This window comes from Streptomyces sp. SID8352, from assembly GCF_009862265.1.
In the GTDB taxonomy this organism is placed as follows: Bacteria; Actinomycetota; Actinomycetes; order Streptomycetales; family Streptomycetaceae; genus Streptomyces.
The window spans coordinates 38,803-56,360 of record NZ_WWGX01000104.1; the positions used below are offsets into that span (position 1 = coordinate 38,803).

Here is a 17,558-nt window from a genome sequence, read left to right on the forward strand (position 1 = left end):
CCGACAATACCCAAGGCATTCCCGGGACATGGGGAGTTCCGGAGAACTCCGCAGGGAGCCGCCGACACCCCGCCGGAGCGATTCCCGGACGGCTCTCCCCGCAGGTGCCCCGCATTACCATGCTGCCCATGCGCTCCCTGCCCCCGCACACCGAACTCGTCGAGGAACTGCGCGGACTCCGGCGGCCGGGCCTGCCCCGGCTGCGCCACTGCACCCGGGACGCGCTGCGCCGGACCGCCGAGGCGGCCGGACTGTGCGCCGGGGAGGACGACGAACTGGAGGGCGTCGAAAGGCTGCTGGCCGCCGCAGTGCGCCGCCTCGCGGGCGGCGGACCGCTCCGCGACGAGCGGGACGGCGATCCGCTGGCCCGCGCCGCCGCCCACACCTTCGGCCTCTTCACGGACCGCCGGGGGGTGCCCGCCGCCGACCGGAGGAAGGCCGCCGCCGCCGTCTACGGGGTGAGCACCGAACGGTTCCGCCGCAGCCACGAGAGCGAGATCTTCGCCGAACTGGCCTCCGCCGCCCTCGCCGTGGCCCGGGAGGCGGCCGACCCGGACGGCACCGGTGAACCGGCGCCCGACGGACGGCGCCCGCCCGTGACGGACTCCGGCGCCCCGCCGCCCGATCCGCCCTCCGGGCCCCCGGTCCCCCCGCACGTGGCCGCCCGCATCAGCGTGCGCACCTGCCCCATCGAACTCGTCCGGGACGCCGACATCCTGGTCTCCCCGGAGAACGTCTACCTGGAGATGTCCAAGATCTTCCGGCCCACCGTCTCGGCCGCGCTGCGCCGCTCGGCGGCCGTGCGCAACGCCGCCGGGGAGATCGTCGACGACGTCCTGCCCCGCGAACTGCGCACCTGGCTGCGCGCCCACGGCCGCCCCGGGCTGCCGGTGCGCCCCGGGACGGTCGTCCCCACCTCCCCGGGCGCCCTCGGCGCGCACGGCGTGCGGCGCATCCACCACGCCGCCGTCTCCACCCCCGTGGGAGACGGCGACCGCTACCACGTCGCGCCCGCCGTACTGGCCGAGGCCGTCCAGGCGTCCTTCGCCCTGGCCCGGTCCGAACGGGCCGCGCTGTCCCTGCCCATGACCACCCTCTGCTTCCCCCTGCTGGGCGCCGGCCGGGGCGGGCTGCCCGTCGTGACCGCGGCCCGCTGGCTGCTGTGGGCCGTCCGGCGGGAGCTGCGCGAGGACACCACCTGGTCGGTGATCATCGTGACGACCCGGCCGCAGCACACCGACGCCGTCAGGGCCGCCAACTCGCATCCCTGAGTGACACCCCCGCCCCGCGCAACGCCCGCTCCGTGGCGACCAGTTCTCCCCGCAGCGGCACCCCGTACAGCCGCAGCGCGGTCCTCCCGCCGGGCCCCGGCACCGTCACCGGCTGCAACCGGCGGCCCGTCGCCGCCCGGCGCAGATGGGGGGCGTAGCGGACGGCGCCCAGCGGGGTCAGCGGCCGGAGCCGCTGGTTGGCGGAGCCCCGCCAGGCCAGCGGTGTCGGCTCCGCCACCCGGAACCGTCCGGTCACTAGGGCGTCGGCGTGCTCCAGGGCCGTCAATTGACGCTCCGTCAGTTCATGCGGTTCGTAACCCGTGTACACCAGCAGGTCCGCCCGGGAGCCGGAACCGCCCGGCCCGGAGACCGCCCGCGACGGTTCGTCCCCCGCCGGTGTCCCGCCTTTGTCCGGTGTCCCGGCCGCCTCCGGTGAGGGGGTTGGCGCGGACGCGGACGCGGATAACCGGGTCGGTGCCGTCGTGGGCCCCGGCCCCGGCACCCGGGCCGGGACCGGATCGCCCACGCGGCCCGGCTCCGTCGCCCGGCCCGCCGCCCACGCGCCCTCGCGGGGGGCGGCCCGGGGTTCGGCATCCCCCGCGCCGCCCGCCCCGTGTGCCCACGCGTCGCGCAGCCCGGCCGCCCCGGAGAGCAGGGCCGCGAGCGCCTCGGGCTGCTGGAGCGGCTCACCGCCGCTGACCGTCAGCCCCAGCGCGCCCGCCGCCAGCGCGGCGCTCCACAGCTCCAGCACATCGGCGACGGACCGGGCTCCGCCGCCCCGCCCGTCCCAGGTGTGACGGGACATGCACCCCGGGCAGGCCAGCGTGCAGCCCTGGAACCAGACACCGAGGCGCGGGCCCGGCCCGAGCGTCTCCAACGGGTAGTGCGTCCCGCTGATCCGGACCTCCATGACGGCTCCCCCCCGTTCGGTGCTGACGGGGAGTATGTCGGCCCGCGGATGCCGCCCGCAATCGCTTCGGACGCAATTCCCGGGCGGATACCGGGCGGAATCCGGTTGTCTTCCGGAGGCCCTTCGGAAGAAGGAAATCCCCTCCCGATTCACCCACTCCGCGGCCTTCCCTTTCCGCTACTCTCTCCGTCACCGCGCCGTGATACACGCGGAGCAGCGCGGTGGAATGGGGGTTGACTCCGATGATCACCTCAAGCCGTACGGGCGGTGCCGTCCGCCGATTACGGACCGGCTTCGTCTCCACGCAACTGGCCCGCGCCCACGGCAGACGGGACGCCGCCGGGCTCCTCGACGTACTGGGCGAGGCCCCGGACGCGGGGGACCCCTCCGGCACGGCCGGGCTGCCCCCGTACGTGCTGGGGGTACGGGCCCGCGCCGAGCACGACACCACGCGGCTGCGCGCCCGGATGCTGCACGGCAACCGCGCGCTGACCGTCCGCATCCACGCCGAATCCGTACGGGTCGTCACCCAGTACACCGTGCGCGGGGAGCCGGCCCCGGCCGCACTCGCCCGCTACGCCGGGACGGTCGCCGACTGGCGCAACGCGGCCGCCGTCTGCCGCTCCCGCGCCCAGGGCGTCATCGACGCCGCCAACCACCTGCTCACCTGCTACTGGGATGCCGTCTGGGCCGAGGCCCGGCGCTCCCACGAGCTGCCCGACCGGCGCCCCACGGGCTGGCTGCCGGGCCGCACCCGGCTCGACACCACCTGGCACCGCGTCGACGACGGCCTGCTCTCCGACCGCTGGTACGGGGGCCGCGGACCGGCCGGTGAACCGGACCCGGCGGCCGTCGCCCAGGCCCTCGCCATCCTCGACAGCCAGCACACCCGCGGCGGCGCGGGACGGACGACGGGCGGCCGGGGATGAACTCCCCCCATTCCGTGCACCCAAGGAAGGTCACTGTGCGCACCTCGGCAATTCCCGGCCCCCGCGGCCCACGCGCGGGGCGGCTGCTCGCCCTCATATCCACGGCCGCCGTGCTCGCCGGACTGGCCGCCTGCTCCGAACAGCCCAAGGCGTTCGACACCCCGTGCGGAGTCGTCATCGACGGCTCGGGATCGGGTGACGCGACGAAGGACGGCTTCAACGCCGAGGCCAAGCTCAAGAGCGAACTGCTGCCGTTCCTCAAGGAACAGGAGTGCTCCACCGTCGACTTCGCGCCCATCACCTACACGTCCCAGATCTCCTCCTGCAAGGTGGGCCGGATCGACCTGGACCCCGCGCACGACGCGACCACGGACCAGGAGGCCCAGCGGCGCAAGGCCCGGCTGCGGGCCTCCGAGGAGGCGATGAAGGAGCTGCGGTGCGCCCGCAAGGAACGCCCCGGCTCCGACGTGTGGGGCGCCCTGGACCGCATCGGCTCCGCCATGCCCTCCGGCGGCCCCGCCGCCAAGCTCCTGGTCATCAGCGACTTCGACCAGTCCGACCCCGAGTTCCGGCTCGGCCGGACGGACCTGACCGGCGAGGCCACGCGGAAGAAGGCCATCGACTCCCTGGTGGAGGGCCGCGGACTGCCCGCCGTCAAGGGCATGACCGTCTACACCGTCGGCTTCGGCATGAAGTACGGCGACCGGCCCAGCGCCTACCGGGACTTCAAGGCGTTCTGGACCGACGCGCTCGAAGGGAGGGCCAAGGCCGATGTCGACAACCGGTACGAATGAGCCCCGCCGCCAGCGGCGGAACCGGCTGAACCTGCCGTCCCCCCGGCGCGGCGACCGGGGCCAGGGGGCTCCGCGCCCCGCCGCCCCGCCCGCCGCCGCCCCGCCCGCACCGGCGACGGCGGACCGGAACCGGGGCCGACTGATCAGGACCGCGCGCCGGACGGGCAAGCGGGCCGCCAAACGGCGCGCCTTCGACCCCTGGACGCTCCAGAACGGGGACCGCCCGCCCTACCTCGCCCAGCTCGCCGCCGAACGCGACAGCGTCGTCGGGGGCATCAACGCCGGGGCCCTCCAGACCGAGGCCCGGGAGCGGCTCGCCGACGACCGGGCGGGGGTGGAGATCACCACGCACGAGGCCGAGACCGCCGTCCTGGACGAGCGGCTGCGGGAGACGGACGGGCAGATCCTCACCGCCCGGCGGCAACTGGACCTCCTCGCCCGCCGCACCAACCGCTGGAACCGCTTCCGGGACGTGATCCGCGTCCGGCTGGAGTCCCAGTGGGCGCGGCTGACCTTCCCCGCGGCCACGGGACCGGCCACGGGACCGGCCGGGGCGCGCGGCGACGCCGGACCCGGCGGCGGACCACCCGCCGTCCCCGCCCAGGTGCCGCGCACCGTCCCCGACGAGGAGGAGGCCGACGGCCTCCAGACGGTGCCCCGCACCGGCGAGGCCCCCCGCTCCGCCGACGGGACCGGCGCCGGGCCGGCCGCCCCCGGTACCGACCCGCACACCGCGGCCGGGCAGGACCCGCCCTCCGGCAGCGGTGCCTGGGAGGGACTGACCAAACGGCCGGGCATCCCCTCCTGGATGTCCTGGGCCATGCTGGCGGTGCTCATCCTGGTCGAGGCGCCCATCTACTGGGCCGCGTTCCAGCCCTTCCACGGGGTCGGCACCATGAGCGCCGACGCCCAGACCATCACCCTGGCCGGGGCCGCCGCCGTCGTCATGGTGTTCCTGCCCCACCTCGCCGGACGGCTGCTGCGCTGGCGGGCCGGGACCGGCGCCATCCGGCTCGCCTGGCTGCCCGCCCTCACCCTGCTCGGGGTCTGGGTGGCGCTGACGGTCCTGTTCGGCGTCCTGCGCACCAAGTTCGTCACCCAGGGCGAGGAGGTCTCCGAGGGCGGCGGCGACGGCTTCGCCGGAGCGGACTCCGGCCCGGCCACCACCCTCCTGGACCGGCTGGACCTGACGGCGCACACGGTCACCGCGATGTTCTGCGCCCTGCTGATCCTCTCCGGCGGGATCGGCTTCCTGCTCGGCCTGTTCCGGGAGCACCCCTACCTCGACTCCTACCGGACGGCCGTGGAGCGGCGGGAACGCCTCGTCCGGCGGCGGACCCTGAGCATCGCCGCGACCGAACGGGCACGTGCCGTGCGCAGCACCGCCGACGCGCGGCGCGAGGACCGCCGACACGCCACGGAGGAGCGCGTGCGCGCCGTCCAGGCCCTGTACGACGAGGCCGCGGCGGCCTATCTCAACAGTCTGGCCGAGGAGTCGAGGGACCCGGCCATGACCGAGGCGGCCATGAAGCTGACCGACCGGTGGCCGCTGCTCCCGGCCCGGGGGCGGAACGGATAGGCCCCGCCGCCCGGCACCGCGTCGGCGGTGCCGGGCCCGGGCGCCCCGCCGCGCGGACACGCGGCGGGACTCCGGACGGAGACCGCGCGCCGGGCCGCGTGCCGGGGGGACACGGGACGGCCGACGGCGTGGCCGCGGGCTCCGGGGCCGGAGGGGACGGGGTCCGGCGGCTCAGGTGCCCGACAGTCCGATCCCGTCCGCGAAGACGATGATCTGGTCGATGAGGTTCCGCCGCAGATGCACGACATCCGTTCCGGTCAGGCGCGGACCGCCGTCCGGGGTGGTGAACGCCCACTGGTAGCGCGCCCACTCGCCCGGAACGTCCACCGCCGAGCAGCGCACCATCGTCCCGGCGCCCGCCGGATGGTGCCGGAGGTCCACCACGAACCGTTCCACCGCCTCGATCCCCTCACTGCGGCCCAGTGGCCCCCAGAGGACCACGTCCGAGGTCAGCGCCTGCGCGAGCAGCGAGGGGACGTAGCCGTCGTCCGAGGCGTTGAACGCCGAGACGAACGTGTCGACGGCGGAGCGTGCGATCTCTTCCTGCATGCACCCAGTAGTACCAGCCGCCGCGCGGGCCGCGCCCGGTGGACCGCCCCGCCCCGGGCGCCGACGGACGCGGCACGGGGGGCGGGCGGCGGTTCAGTCCCCGGGCTCGGAGACCACCGCGTGCAGCGGCGCCAGCAGCCGGTTGACCTCCCGCAGACCGGCGGCCGAGTCCAGCCGGTGGCACTCCTGCGGCCGGGGGTCCAAAACCCCTCCGGCGCGGTCCCCGAACAACTGGAGCGCCCTGCGCGGCAGGCAGCGCTTCGACCCCCAGCACAGTCCCTGCGCCGACGGACTGTGTTCCCGTATCAGCCGGACCCAGTAGCGGGTCTGCGCGTAGTCCATGCTGGTGACCAGCCAGTCGTCCTGCCACACCGCGGCGAGCCCCTCGGCGGTGGTGAGGTCCACCAGCCGCACCTCCTCGACCGTGCGCACCGCCGAGAGGACGTAGCGGGACGCCTGCGCCCACGGGATCTGGCGCACGATCACCGGTCCGCCACCACCCGGCCGGGTGCCGTACTCGACCGACCGCAGCAGCACCTCGGCGAGGGCGGTCACCGGGTCCAGGGCCGCGTACAGGTACGGGTACGGGTCCTTCTCCGTGGAGTCGAAGCGGCTGCCCTTGAAGAACTCGTGCGCCGGGACGGGGTTGAACTCGCCCACGGCGTACTGGTCCACATGGCACCGCCAGAGCAGCGACCCGGAGGGCAGGCCGGTGAACAGCGGCTCCATGGGAGCGCCCTGGGGAGGAACGTAGCCGCCCATCAGCCCGCCTCCACCAGTTCCGCCGCGGCGCGCACCAGTTCGTCGTCCGGCAGCCTCCCGAGGAGGTCCGCCGGGACCCCGGCCAGCCAGGCGTTGCCGCCCAGCCACCAGTCGGCGGCGCCCCACGGGTCGCGGTCGGCGCGGAGCAGTTCGTTGATGCGCCGGACGACGGGGAGCGGCTCGGCGGTGCCGGGACGGAACTGGAAGCGGGGGTAACGGGGTCCGCCACCCGGGGCGTTGAGGCGCAGCACGCCGGGTGGCGGGGCGCCGGGCGCGGGGCCGTCGGCGGGGACGGCGGGGCCGGGAGGCGTGGCGCGGCCGGGGGAGGGCGCGTCGGTGGCGCCGTCGCCGGGCGCCGTCCCGTCGGCCGGTGTGCCGCCGTCGGGGGCGCGGCCGAGGAGGCGGTCGTGCTCCTCCCCGGACAGGGACGGCACGGCGAGCAGCCGTTCCCGGGCCCGCCGCCGCAACTCGCCCGGCTCCGGCGGGGGTTCGCGGAGTATGTCGATCAGCTCCGTGACCCCAGCCGTCCGGGCCATCTCCTCGGCCGACGGCAGCGTCGGCCCCCCGATCGCGTACCGCCGGGTGCCCAGGTGGGCGCAGACGGGGTGCCCGGGGGGCAGTACGGACAGCGCCCGGGTCAGCCGGCGCAGGGCTCGGGCGACGCCCTGGGCCCGGCCGGCGGCGGCCTCGCCGTGCAGCAGGCGCAGGACCGAGACGACCTCCTCCCGGGTGCCGTCGTCGAGTTCGCCGCGCAGCAACTCGGCGTTCTCCCTCAGGGAGGTGATCAGATCGGCGGGGTTCACGGGGTTGCCTCCAATGCGGTGGGAAGCGGTCCGGCGGGGGCCGGATTGCCCTGGTGGACGAAGGCGGCCCAGGCCTCGGGCCGGTCCCGGAAGTGCCGGGCGGGCGGGCGGCCGGACAGGGCCCGCAGCCCGGCCACCGGTCCCCGCCGCTCCGGGGGCGCGAGCATCCAGCGCTGCGCGGCCCGCAGCGCGTCCGGCGGGGCGAGCCCGGCGGCGAGCCGGTCGTGCAGCACCAGCATCAGGATCTCCGAGCCCCGGTCCGGTACCCGCCAGCGGGATCCGATGGCGTCCGCGGCCAGCCGGTGGACCAGGACCGAGGCGACGGTGAGCGCCTCGTCGTGGTCGCGGGTGGTGAGGTCGGTCTCGCACGCGCTGCACACCACCAGCGGCCCGGCGGCGCGGTCCGCCTCGGCCGCCGGACGGTCCAGCAGCGCGCTGAGCGTCAGATCGGCACCGTCCGCCCCGTCCGGCCCGGGGGCGGCCAGCCGCAGCGCGGAGGCGGCCGGGTCGGGCCCGGCCAGGCCGTGGCAGGCCAGGTGCACCAGGGAGGCCGCGGGTCCGCCCCCGCGGTCGAGCAGGGCCAGCACCGCCTCCGGGGTGGGCGGCGTCCCCTCGTCCTCGGTGAGCACCTCGGCGTGCGGGTAGTGCGTGTCCCGCAGGATCTCGACCTCCTCCTCCGCCCAGGTGAGGTCGTACCCGTGGAAGACGAGGACCGGCCGCCCGGCAGGGGGCATCCGCCGCCGCGCCGCGGCCCGGAGGAACTCCCGCCCCGACGCCGCGTGCGTGACGACGGCCACCTCGCAGAGCCGTACGGGCGCGGACCCGCCGGACGGCACCAGCGGCCCGACCTCGGCGGCCTGCCAGGGGACGACGCCCAGCTCGCCGCAGGGCACGAGGACGAGCCGTACGGGCGCGCAGCCGGACCCGCCGTGAGCGGGGGGAGCGAGGGCCTCGTGGCGGGCGGCGGGCCCGGTGCCGGGGTGCGGGGCGGGGCGGATGCCGGGGGAGGGCCGCGCACCAGGGGGGAGGGGCGCCCCGGCGGAACCGGCGTCCGGTTCCCCGTCGGCGGGACGGCCGGTCCCGCCGGCCGGACGGTCGGGACCACCGGGGCAGGCGCGGAGCCCGGACTCGCACAACGCCCTGCCCCACAAGCCCAGTTCGCCGAGCGCGGGGGCGAGGACCCCGCCCGCCCAGTCGCACAGCGCGTCGAGCGCTTCGGACCAGGCGCGCTCGGCGCCGTGCCGCTCCCGGTCGGACACCCCGGCGCCCGCGGCCTCCAGCCGCTGCCAGGCCGCGCCCGCCGCCAGGTACTCCGCGACCGGACCCCGGCCCGCCGCGGAGAGCGACGGCGAGACCAGGGCCCGCACTGGCCCCTCGGGGGTGACGAGCAGCAGCGCGCCGTCCCGGGTGCCGGACCCCGGCACCAGATGGATCAGCGCGTCCGCCCGGGACCGGACCAGCCCGGCGCGCAGCGCCGACACGGTGCGCTCCGCGGGTTCGTCGGCCGGGCGCTCCCGGCCGCGCAGCAGCGCCAGCGACCGCCGCCGTACGTCGCCCGGCAGGGCGGGACCGCCCCCGGAGGCGTCGGAGAGCAGCTCGGCCAGCGCGGAGGCGCGCGGCCCGCCCGCCCCGTCGGGGCCGTCGGGGGCCGTCCGCCCGGCGGGGGAGCGGTGCCCGGGGCCTGCGCGCCCGGCGGTGGAGCGGGTGGCGGCACGCCACCGCTCCGCCAGGTCGTGCGCGTCCAGCGCCTCCAGCCGCTCCGCCACCCCGACGGACACCGCCGCCGCCCGCAGCACCAGGGAGCGCCCGGCCTCCACACAGCCGACCGCCTCCCCGGCGTCACCGGCCTCCAGCGCCCACAGGGCGGCCGTACAGCCCAGGTCCGCCTCCTGCCGGGCCATCCGCAGCCCGTGCCGGACGCCCGACTGGAGCAGCACGTCGTCCGTCGTGGCGCGCAGCGCGTCCCGGGCGGCGGCCACCGCGTCCCGCAGGTCGGCCGCGCCCGCCGGGGTGCCCGGCGCGGTCGCGGCGCGCGCGGCCAGCCGCCGGGCCAGGGTGGCGTGCACGGACGCCTCACCGGGGGAGTCGGCGGGCAGCGCGGACCGCGCCCGCACCAGTTCCTCGACGGCCTGGTCCAGCGCCTCGGGGTCGCCGGTCAGCCCGTGCAGGGTGTCCAGCGCGTGGGCGATGCCGAGGCGCACCCGCGCCTCGAAGTCGAAGGTGGCGCCCGGCCGTTCGAGGGCGGTCCGGCTGCGCGCGATGCCGGCCGTGATGCGGTCCGGGTCCTGCTCCACCAGGGCGATCATCGACAGCAACGGCGCCCAGGACGCGTCCATCATGGTCTGCAGGGCGGGGATCTCCACGTCGGTGTCGAGGACCTGCTCGAAGTGGTGCATGGCGGTGCGCAGGTCCAGCAGCGCCTGGGTGTGCAGAGCCAGGGCCAGCGAGGCGGTGCCCAGCGCGTACGAGATCAGGACCCGCAGCCAGGGCCCGCCGTCGGGGACCGCGTCGTCCAGGTCGTGGAGGTCCAGCAGGACGGACTCGATGCCGTCCGGGTCCTGGTCGTCCATGGCCCGCTGGAGGGCGATCAGCAGCCGCACGACATGGGTGTTGACCTGGAGCGAGACCTTGTCCGGGGAGCCGTCGGAGAGGAGGGCCCGGTCGAGGTCGCCCAGGACGGACTCGGCGAGTTCCACGTCCTGGAGGCTGCCCCCGGTCATGGACGCGGCGATGAGGGTGCCCGCCACCACGGGCAGCAGCCACTCGGCCGACTGCCGCTGGTCGAACTCCCCGGCACCGAAGGCCTCGTGGAGGAGCGCCAGGGCGCTGTTCATGCCCGTCAGGTCGCCGGTGCGGGTGGCCTGGTTCAGATGGGTCAGGGCGGCGGTCATGCGGCCGGACAGCGGGGGCGGTTCCGGGGAGGCGAGGTCCGGGGCGGCCGGGTCGGGGCGGCCGGTCAGGGTGCTGATGAGGCGGGGGACCTCGCCGGGTTCGAGGGTGCCGGGGGTCATCGCCTCGGTGAAGGCGAGGAGTTCCCAGAGGGCGTCCAGACCGGCGCCGGTTGCGGCCCCGGTTCCGGCCCCGGTTCCGGTGGCCGTGGCGTTCGGGCCGGTGCCGTCGGTGCCGTCGGTGCCGTCGGTCGTGCCGTCCCCGTCCTCCGGGCCGGAGGGGAGGACGCCGCCGGGAAGCGACGAGGCCAGCGCGGGGGCGACGGAGCCGATCAGATGGCCCAGCAGGGAGGGGGCGTCGGGGTTGTTCCGCAGGACGCGCTGCGCCAGGGTCAGCAGGGTCCGCATGTCGTTGCGTTCGGCCGCGTGCATGGTGGCGGCGAAGAGGTCCAGCATCTCCCGGTTGGCGGTGGTCAGTTCGCCCTCGGGGTCTTCCTGGAGCAGACGCACCAGGAAGACGGTGTCCTCCACGATTCCCGTGCCGCCCTGGTCCCTGGGCCTGCCGACCTCGCCGGCCCACTCGACGTCGCGCAGCCGCACCCCTTGCGCGTCCGCCACGCCCAGCGTCCGCATCCGCTCCTGGAGCCACACCAGCCGTGAGGCCAGCAGCCTGAGGAGGTTGCGGCGCGCGGTGGCCCGGTCCTCGCGGCCGAGCAGCTCCGACTGCCGGGCGCGGTCGAGGAGTTCGCGCGCCCGGCCGAGATCGGGGTCCTCGTGCTCGCCGCCGCCGTAGGGCTCCTTGCCGTCCGGGTTGAGGACGTACCGGATGCCCAGCAGCACCCCGAGCCGGGCCTTCAGCAGTTCCCGGAGGGACGCCTGCGCCTCGTCACCGGCGAACCCGTCGGCCAGGGAGCCGAGTTCCCCGACCAGTTCGTCCAACTCGGCGCCGCGCGGCCCGGTGTACTGTGCCGAACCGGGCGGAACGGTGCAGTCCGCGATCCGGTCGAGAACGGCACGGGCCCGATCCGGCGGCGAGTTCCGCGAGGTGTCCGTCATCCGCATCCCCTCCCGAGTGCCCCGCCGTCATGATGCCCCTTTCCGCCACGGGACAGGGCCGGTTGACGCGAGTCGGCACCCCGGGGACGGGACGCGACCGGAGTACGCCCGGTTCCCGGACGGAACGCGACCGGTTCACCGCCCGGACCGGGCGTTCACCGGTCGTGCCGAGCCTTCTCCGGTGGCGGTGGCGGTGGCGGTGGCGGTGGCGGTGGCGGTGGGGGCCTCGCCCGGCGGGGCGTGGGGGCTCGCCTGGTTCCCCGGTTCCGCCCCTTCCCGGGCCGGCTCCGGGGCTCCACGGCCGCCCCTTGGGCCGGAGGGGCGGGGCGCGGTGCGGAGGCGGTGCCTCGCCGTTGTCGTCCGCGGTGCGGTGGCCGGGCGGGCGGCCCGATCCGGTGGGTGAGGGGTGTCGTGGTCCCGTGCGGGGTGGCGCGCGGGATGCCCGGAGGGCCGGGCCGCCGGGTGGCCGGGTGGGGGGCGGCGGGGTCGACGGGCGGCCGGGTGGACGGTGACTCGCGGCGGCGGGTCGCCCCGACGCCGGGCGGGGGAGCGGGCGGTCCGGCCGGGGGCCGGGCGGGGGCCGGGTGGTGGGGGATCAGGGCGGGTGTGACGCCCCGCCCTGATCCCCCGCCCGCCAGTCGGGGCCCGGAGGCGGCATCGGTCCGGCCGGAGGGGCGCGACGCGTCCCCCGCCCCTCCCCCGCTGTCCGCCAACCGCCATCCGCCGCTCGCCGCCCGTCACCGCCGCCCGCCACCGCCACCCCGCATTCCGCCACCCCCCGCTCGCCCATCGCGCTCCGCCACCCCGTGTCCGCCACCCCCCGTCGGCCATCGGCCGCCCGCCGGTGCCCGCCGCCGTCCCCGCCCCGGCGTGTCGCAATTGCGCATTCCTTTCGAGTGCGGGCGCGTCCGGGTGGCCGTGGGCTCCATTCGGGGGCGTCCCCCCGTCCGGCCGCCGGACACGCCCCGCGCACGGGACCGTGTGGCGTGCCTGGTGAATATGCCCCAACTTGTCTACTGGGGCGTGCCTCTGACTGGGCATCAGTTGACACGTGTCCGTGCGGTCGCGGCATCCCCATACACCCGCCCCTTCCTCCGGTCGAGCGCTCTAAGTAGTGATTGCCTCACGCTGCGCAACGGAAATACCGTGGCTGGCGCAGCGCATTCCATTTGCGGCTAAAGCCCGGAATGAAGGCAGTTGTGCCTATCGGGTGCCGGCGGGGACGGTGACGGTCCCGGCGTGTCCGGCACGAGCAGCCGCAGCCCCTCGAACCGCGGTCCCGCCATGGGCGCGACCGCCCGTTCCCCCAGGAGGTCACCGTGTCCGCAACGGCACACCCACTTCTCGACTGGTCGCCCGAGGCCGTCGTCTTCGACTGCGACGGCACCCTGATGGACAGCGAGCGGCACTGGCAGGACGCGCGCAACCGGGCGTTCCGCGAGTTCGGCCTCCGGCCGCCCCGGGGGTTCGCCGACCGGGCCAAGGGCGTCCACTACCTCGACTGCGGGCGCATGATGGCGCAGGAGACGAACAAGCCCGATCTGGCCCCCGACCTCGCGGAGGCGCTGCTGCGCCACTTCCTGGCGCTCGTCGCCGAGGAGCCGCTGACCATGCCGGGCGCGGTGGAGTTCGTCCGTGCCCTCTCCGGCCGTCTGCCGCTCGCGGTGGCCAGCAACTGTCCGCTGGTGGTGGTCGAGGAGAGCCTCGGCAGGGCCGGGCTGCGCGGCCATTTCGAACACGTCGTGGTGCCCTCCGAGGTCCCCGGGGAGGCCGCCGGGAGCCCGGACGAGGTGGGGGGCCCCGGGACCGCCGAGGGTGCCGACGGGAGGCCCGAGGGCCCCGACGCCGCCGACGGGGCGCCCGGCGGCGGCGCGGGCGGAAGCCCGGGGGAGGAGGACGGCGCGGGCCCCGTCCGGCCCAAACCGTGGCCGGACGTCTACGCGACGGCGGCCCGGCTCTGCGGGGTGCGCCCCGAGGCGGCGCTCGCCGTCGAGGACTCCCTCACCGGAGTGGAGTCGGCGCGGCGGGCCGGGCTCAGGGTGCTCGGCGTCGGCCCGCTCGCCGACGAGAACGACGCCGGGCGGGCCGATCTCTGGGTGACCGCGCTGCACGCCGAGCAGCTCCTGACGTGGGTCAGGGACCGGGTTCCGCCCCCGGCTCCGTAGCCGCGCGGGGGCCGGCGCCGTACGCTCACCGCGCGGCCTGGACGGGGCTCTCCCCGGGGCGGTCGCCGTCCAGGTGGGGCTCTATGTCCCGGACCACGTCCGAGGCGGAGGCGAAGAGCAGCGCGACACCGACCGCGCCGGGGTCGGGGATGCCCTCGGCGCGTTCCCCCAGGTAGCTGGAGCGGCCCATGCTCGCCCGCAGCCGTGCCGTCTCGCGCACGCCCCGCCAGGCCGCGCGGGCCGCGTCGGCCAGGGCCGGGCCGGTCCCGGAGGTGCCGGAGGCGGTGCGGAGCGCTTCGGCGGCCGGGGCGAGGGCGTCTACCAGGGTCTTGTCACCCGGGGAGGCGTCCCCGACCCGCCGTATGGCGGCCAGTCCGTCGGTGACCCCGACGGCGAGCGCCGTGGCGGTCGCGCCGGAGGGTGCCACCGCGGTGGCCAGCGACTGGAGCAGTAGCCCGAACAGGGGGCCGCTGGTGCCGCCGACCTCGTCGAGGAAGGCCGTGGCGGCGGCGTCCAGGGCGGCGGAGTCGTCCGGTTCGGTGAGGGCGCCCAGGCGGGCGAGGGCCGCCGAGGTGCCGAGGACCAGATTGGTGCCGAAGTCGCCGTCACCGACCTGCTGGTCCAGTGAGGTGAGCTGCGGTTCGGTTGCGCGGGCCGAGTCGGCGAAGCGGCGTATCCACAGTTCGCCGGAGAAGGCGTCGGGGAGTGTGCTGGTCATCAGGGCTCCCGGAGGTCGGTGGCCGGGGCCGCCCCGCTGTCGGGGGGCGGCTCACCAGCGCAGCGCGGCGGTGTGCACGGGCGCGTCGTAGTAGGGGAGGTCCGACGGGTCGACGACGAGCAGGGTGAGGGAGAAGCCGCGCATGTCGAGAGCGGTCACGTAGTCGCCGACGAGGGTGCGGGCGGGGGAGAGGCCGTGTCGGCCGAGCGCCCGGTGGAGCTCGCGGTGGATGGCGTACAGCTCCAGCGGCGTCACGGCGCCGAGTCCGTTGACGAGGGTGAGGAGGGTGCTGCCGGGCTCCGGTTCGAGCGCGGCGACCAGTTCGGTGGACATGCGGTCGACCAGCGCGTCGAGGGGGCCCTGCCGCGCGGTCGCGCGGGCGCGTTCGCCGTGGATGCCGACGCCGTACTCGATCTCGTCGGCGCCGAGCCGGAAGGCGGGTTCGCCCAGGGTGGGGGCGGTGTGGGCGGCGGAGGCCACGGCGAGGGTACGGCAGCGGGCGGAGAGGCGTTCGCCCAGTTCCCGCAGTTCGTCCAGGCCGAGTCCGGCGTCGGCGGCGGCGCCGAGCAGCTTCTCGATCAGGACGGTGCCGCCCGTGCCGCGCCGGCCGGCCGCGATGCCGTCCGCGTCCGAGGCCAGGTCGTCGTTGACCAGGACGCGGGCGCAGGGGATGCCGTCGCGGGCCAGGCGTTCCGCTGCGATGCCGAAGTTGATGCGGTCGCCGGTGTAGTTCTTCACGATGTGCAGCACGCCACCCGGTCGGGCCGCCGCCCGGGAGCCCTCGTAGACCTGCCGGTTGTGCGGTGAGGCGAACACCCGGCCGGGACAGGCGGCGTCGAGCATGCCGCGCCCCACGTAGCCGGTGTGCATGGGCTCGTGCCCGGCGCCACCGCCGGAGACGAGCGCGACCCGCCGGGTGGGCGCCGTGTCGCGGGCGAGGAGGTAACCGTGCCGCGGATCGAACGTGATCAGGTCGTCATGGACGAGAGCGAAGCCCTCAAGGGCGTCGGACACCAGTGCGTCACTGCTGTTCTCGAAATACCGGGCCATGTCCGGGTCCTCCGTGGTCGAAGGCCGCCGAGTGGGTGGGACGCTCGCCACCGGCCGTCTCTCGCCGGAATGAAGTCCATGCTGCGGCCACACCGGTGGGGCGGCAAGTCATGGACGGCGGCGGATGGTGGTGCGCCACGCGCACGACGGAGCCGCCCGGGGGCGCGCGCGGGCGCGTTCACCACCCCGTTTGGAACGTCAGTACGAATATGGGGGGCGGGGGCTCGGAGCCCCGTCGCCCGGGGATTCGGGGGACACGGCCAGGCCGGAGGCCCCCGTCGGGGTCACCCGGGGCCGGCGGGGCCCTTGAGGGAGCCTGAGCCCCGCGTGCGGGGGTACGCGATCCCCGCGCGCACCGCTATGCGAACAGGGGAGCCCGTCCTGCGCGTGGGGGCGACTTGGCCCGGAGGCTCTCCTTGGTGGCCTGCGGGGCGGTTCCGCCTGCGCGGGTGCTACGTCCGGAGGGCCGGGCTCGCCGAGTCCTCTCCGGGCCCCGCGTGCGCGGGGACTACCGGGTCGGTGTACGGCGCCATCACTATCGTCCGGGACCACCCCCGCGTGCGCGGGGATTACGAGTACGAGACGGCCACCGCCCGCATCGCCGAGGAACCACCCCCGCGTGCGCGGGGACTACTGGCGCGGTGCTTCGCCGCTCACCGGGGAGACGGGACCACCCCCGCGTGCGCGGGGACTACAGGGCGTGAGCTGGGGTTTTGATCTGGTGGAGGGCGAATCTTACCCGCTTTGCTTGAGTCCGGCCCTTCGTGCATGCCGGGCATCCCGGTCCTGAGGTCCATGAGCCCGGTGGCAGAGTACGGCGGGGCGGGGCGGGACGTGGCCAACCGGGTCGCGGGTGAAGCGTGTTCGCCGGGCCGCCCCCGTGCGGGAAACGCGTCGGGGCGACCCGTCACCCGTAGGAGCGGGCGAGGCGGAAGCCCACGTCGTCGACCTGGAACGTCGGATGGCTTCGGCGTCGCGCCGAGGCCCGGCAGCTCCAGTGTTCGTCGAACCAGCCGCCGCCCCGGAGTACCCGGTAGGAACCGTAGACCTCGGCGTCGTAGACGTCCCAGCACCAGTCCCAGACGTTGCCGATCATGTCGTGGAGGCCCCACGGGTTGGGCCGCTTGCCGCCCACGGGGTGGATGCTCTCCCGTGAGTTGCCGCGGTACCAGGCGATCTCGTCGAGCGGCGCGTAGTGCGGCCCGGTCGTGCCCGCGCGGCAGGCGTGCTCCCACTCGGCCTCCGTCGGCAGCCGGTACCCGTCGGCGGACCCGTCCCATTCGGCCCCGTCGCCGTCGGCGCGGAGGCGATAGGCCGGTGTGAACCCCTCCTGCCGGGACAGGGCGTTGCAGAACCGCACCGCGTCCCACCAGGAGACGGACTCGACGGGGAAGCGTTCCCCCTGGGCGGCACTCGGCCGTTCTCCCGTGACCCGCGCGTACAGCCCCTGGGTGACCGGGTGGGCCGCGAGCCGGTAGGGCGCGAGCCCGATCGACCAACTCCGGTTCGACCGCCGGTCGGTGAGCGTCACACGTCCCGACGGGATGGCGACCATCTCGTTCCCCGCGATACCGTCCATGATCACGGCATCCTATGGTCACGCCTCCGGTGAGGAGTCCGGAACGGGATCCCGCCGGCGGGGGCGATCAGGCCGCCACCTCCGCCCAACAGCGGCTCCTCCGAGTGGAGTTGGCACATTCTTCGGTACCGCGCGCCGTCGCGGGGACACGAGGCGTGTTGACCCGGGGCGGAACCCGGGTGCGGCCCGGTGCGAGGGCGGCGCCCCGGCCTGAGGCGTCGCCTCGGGTCGGGCGGGGTCGAGCGGCGCCGATGCCGTGGGCGGACCGGTGTCGGCCGACGGCCGATCGCGGACCGTGGCCGTGAGGGGACGGGGCGCCCACCGCGCCGATCCGGACAGCCGGCGGGCCCGGGGAAATGTGGTGGCGCGGGGCCGCGGGGGGCCCTAGGCTGTGCCGTGTTGGTGAAGCGCTCGGTGAGCGCCGTCCGTTCGAGTCGAGGATTTGGGAGGTGTGACCGATGGCTGTCTCCGTGACGGGTCCTGCCCGCTTCCAGCTGTCCGTACC

General features: G+C 76.0%; 13 protein-coding genes. 5 read left to right on the forward strand and 8 right to left on the reverse strand.

Annotated elements, in window-relative coordinates:
- Positions 1–128 precede the first annotated feature (128 nt).
- A complete protein-coding gene (locus GTY84_RS30145; protein WP_161229580.1) occupies positions 129–1,271 on the forward strand; it encodes an Appr-1-p processing protein in 1,143 nt (380 codons plus the stop codon).
- Here the strand turns inward: GTY84_RS30145 and GTY84_RS34345 are convergent.
- Complete coding sequence (locus GTY84_RS34345) at positions 1,246–2,181, reverse strand: 4Fe-4S cluster-binding domain-containing protein (RefSeq protein ID WP_237532799.1); 936 nt, start codon at positions 2,179–2,181, stop codon at positions 1,246–1,248. The two genes, GTY84_RS30145 and GTY84_RS34345, sit on opposite strands and share 26 nt — an antisense overlap.
- Positions 2,182–2,423: 242 nt before the next feature.
- On the opposite strand from GTY84_RS34345, the gene GTY84_RS30160 reads away from it, so the two are divergent.
- From GTY84_RS30160 to GTY84_RS30170, 3 genes are read left to right on the forward strand one after another with little or no spacing between them, the layout of a single operon-like run.
- Positions 2,424–3,110 (forward strand): hypothetical protein, encoded by a 687-nt coding sequence (locus tag GTY84_RS30160; RefSeq protein ID WP_161229581.1) that lies wholly within the window; start codon positions 2,424–2,426, stop codon positions 3,108–3,110.
- Between the two features lie 35 nt (positions 3,111–3,145).
- Positions 3,146–3,904, forward strand: coding sequence for a hypothetical protein (locus GTY84_RS30165; RefSeq protein WP_161229582.1), 759 nt, complete (start codon positions 3,146–3,148; stop codon positions 3,902–3,904).
- Positions 3,882–5,483: a hypothetical protein gene (locus GTY84_RS30170; protein WP_161229583.1), complete on the forward strand. Its 1,602-nt coding sequence runs from the start codon at positions 3,882–3,884 to the stop codon at positions 5,481–5,483. Before GTY84_RS30165 ends, GTY84_RS30170 begins: the two co-directional genes overlap by 23 nt.
- Before the next feature lie 171 nt (positions 5,484–5,654).
- Here the strand turns inward: GTY84_RS30170 and GTY84_RS30175 are convergent, their stop codons facing one another.
- The 4 genes from GTY84_RS30175 to GTY84_RS30190 all read right to left on the reverse strand — a co-directional run bounded on the left by GTY84_RS30175 (position 5,655) and on the right by GTY84_RS30190 (position 11,541).
- Positions 5,655–6,032 carry a nuclear transport factor 2 family protein gene (locus GTY84_RS30175; protein ID WP_161229584.1) on the reverse strand — a complete coding sequence of 126 codons (378 nt, stop codon included), beginning with the start codon at positions 6,030–6,032 and terminating at the stop codon, positions 5,655–5,657.
- Between the two features lie 93 nt (positions 6,033–6,125).
- Complete coding sequence (locus GTY84_RS30180) at positions 6,126–6,794, reverse strand: RES family NAD+ phosphorylase (RefSeq protein WP_161229585.1); 669 nt, start codon at positions 6,792–6,794, stop codon at positions 6,126–6,128.
- Complete coding sequence (locus GTY84_RS30185) at positions 6,794–7,597, reverse strand: hypothetical protein (RefSeq protein ID WP_161229586.1); 804 nt, start codon at positions 7,595–7,597, stop codon at positions 6,794–6,796. The genes GTY84_RS30180 and GTY84_RS30185 overlap by 1 nt, the downstream gene beginning before the upstream one ends.
- Positions 7,594–11,541 carry a CHAT domain-containing protein gene (locus GTY84_RS30190; protein WP_161229587.1) on the reverse strand — a complete coding sequence of 1,316 codons (3,948 nt, stop codon included), beginning with the start codon at positions 11,539–11,541 and terminating at the stop codon, positions 7,594–7,596. Before GTY84_RS30190 ends, GTY84_RS30185 begins: the two co-directional genes overlap by 4 nt.
- Positions 11,542–12,860: 1,319 nt before the next feature.
- Between GTY84_RS30190 and GTY84_RS30195 the strand changes: the two genes are divergently transcribed.
- Entirely contained in the window at positions 12,861–13,706 is an 846-nt protein-coding gene (locus tag GTY84_RS30195) for an HAD family phosphatase (RefSeq protein WP_345943570.1), read from the forward strand.
- 25 nt (positions 13,707–13,731) lie between these two features.
- Here the strand turns inward: GTY84_RS30195 and dhaL are convergent, their stop codons facing one another.
- The 3 genes from dhaL to GTY84_RS30210 form a co-directional block, all read right to left on the reverse strand.
- Positions 13,732–14,427 carry a dihydroxyacetone kinase subunit DhaL gene (dhaL, locus tag GTY84_RS30200; RefSeq protein WP_161229801.1) on the reverse strand — a complete coding sequence of 232 codons (696 nt, stop codon included), beginning with the start codon at positions 14,425–14,427 and terminating at the stop codon, positions 13,732–13,734.
- Between the two features lie 48 nt (positions 14,428–14,475).
- Positions 14,476–15,474 (reverse strand): dihydroxyacetone kinase subunit DhaK, encoded by a 999-nt coding sequence (locus GTY84_RS30205; protein WP_161229588.1) that lies wholly within the window; start codon positions 15,472–15,474, stop codon positions 14,476–14,478.
- Positions 15,475–16,381: 907 nt separating this feature from the next.
- Positions 16,382–17,053: a formylglycine-generating enzyme family protein gene (locus tag GTY84_RS30210; RefSeq protein ID WP_161229589.1), complete on the reverse strand. Its 672-nt coding sequence runs from the start codon at positions 17,051–17,053 to the stop codon at positions 16,382–16,384.
- Between the last annotated feature and the right edge of the window lie 505 nt (positions 17,054–17,558).

Bases quoted from the DNA above. Each gene is read 5' to 3' on its own strand.
- GTY84_RS30145 (WP_161229580.1), top strand. From the start codon at position 129: ATGCGCTCCCTGCCCCCGCACACCGAACTCGTCGAGGAACTGCGCGGA.
- GTY84_RS34345 (WP_237532799.1), bottom strand. From the start codon at position 2,181: ATGGAGGTCCGGATCAGCGGGACGCACTACCCGTTGGAGACGCTCGGG.
- GTY84_RS30160 (WP_161229581.1), top strand. From the start codon at position 2,424: ATGATCACCTCAAGCCGTACGGGCGGTGCCGTCCGCCGATTACGGACC.
- GTY84_RS30170 (WP_161229583.1), top strand. From the start codon at position 3,882: ATGTCGACAACCGGTACGAATGAGCCCCGCCGCCAGCGGCGGAACCGG.
- GTY84_RS30175 (WP_161229584.1), bottom strand. From the start codon at position 6,032: ATGCAGGAAGAGATCGCACGCTCCGCCGTCGACACGTTCGTCTCGGCG.
- GTY84_RS30180 (WP_161229585.1), bottom strand. From the start codon at position 6,794: ATGGGCGGCTACGTTCCTCCCCAGGGCGCTCCCATGGAGCCGCTGTTC.
- GTY84_RS30190 (WP_161229587.1), bottom strand. From the start codon at position 11,541: ATGACGGACACCTCGCGGAACTCGCCGCCGGATCGGGCCCGTGCCGTT.
- GTY84_RS30205 (WP_161229588.1), bottom strand. From the start codon at position 15,474: ATGGCCCGGTATTTCGAGAACAGCAGTGACGCACTGGTGTCCGACGCC.
- GTY84_RS30210 (WP_161229589.1), bottom strand. From the start codon at position 17,053: ATGGACGGTATCGCGGGGAACGAGATGGTCGCCATCCCGTCGGGACGT.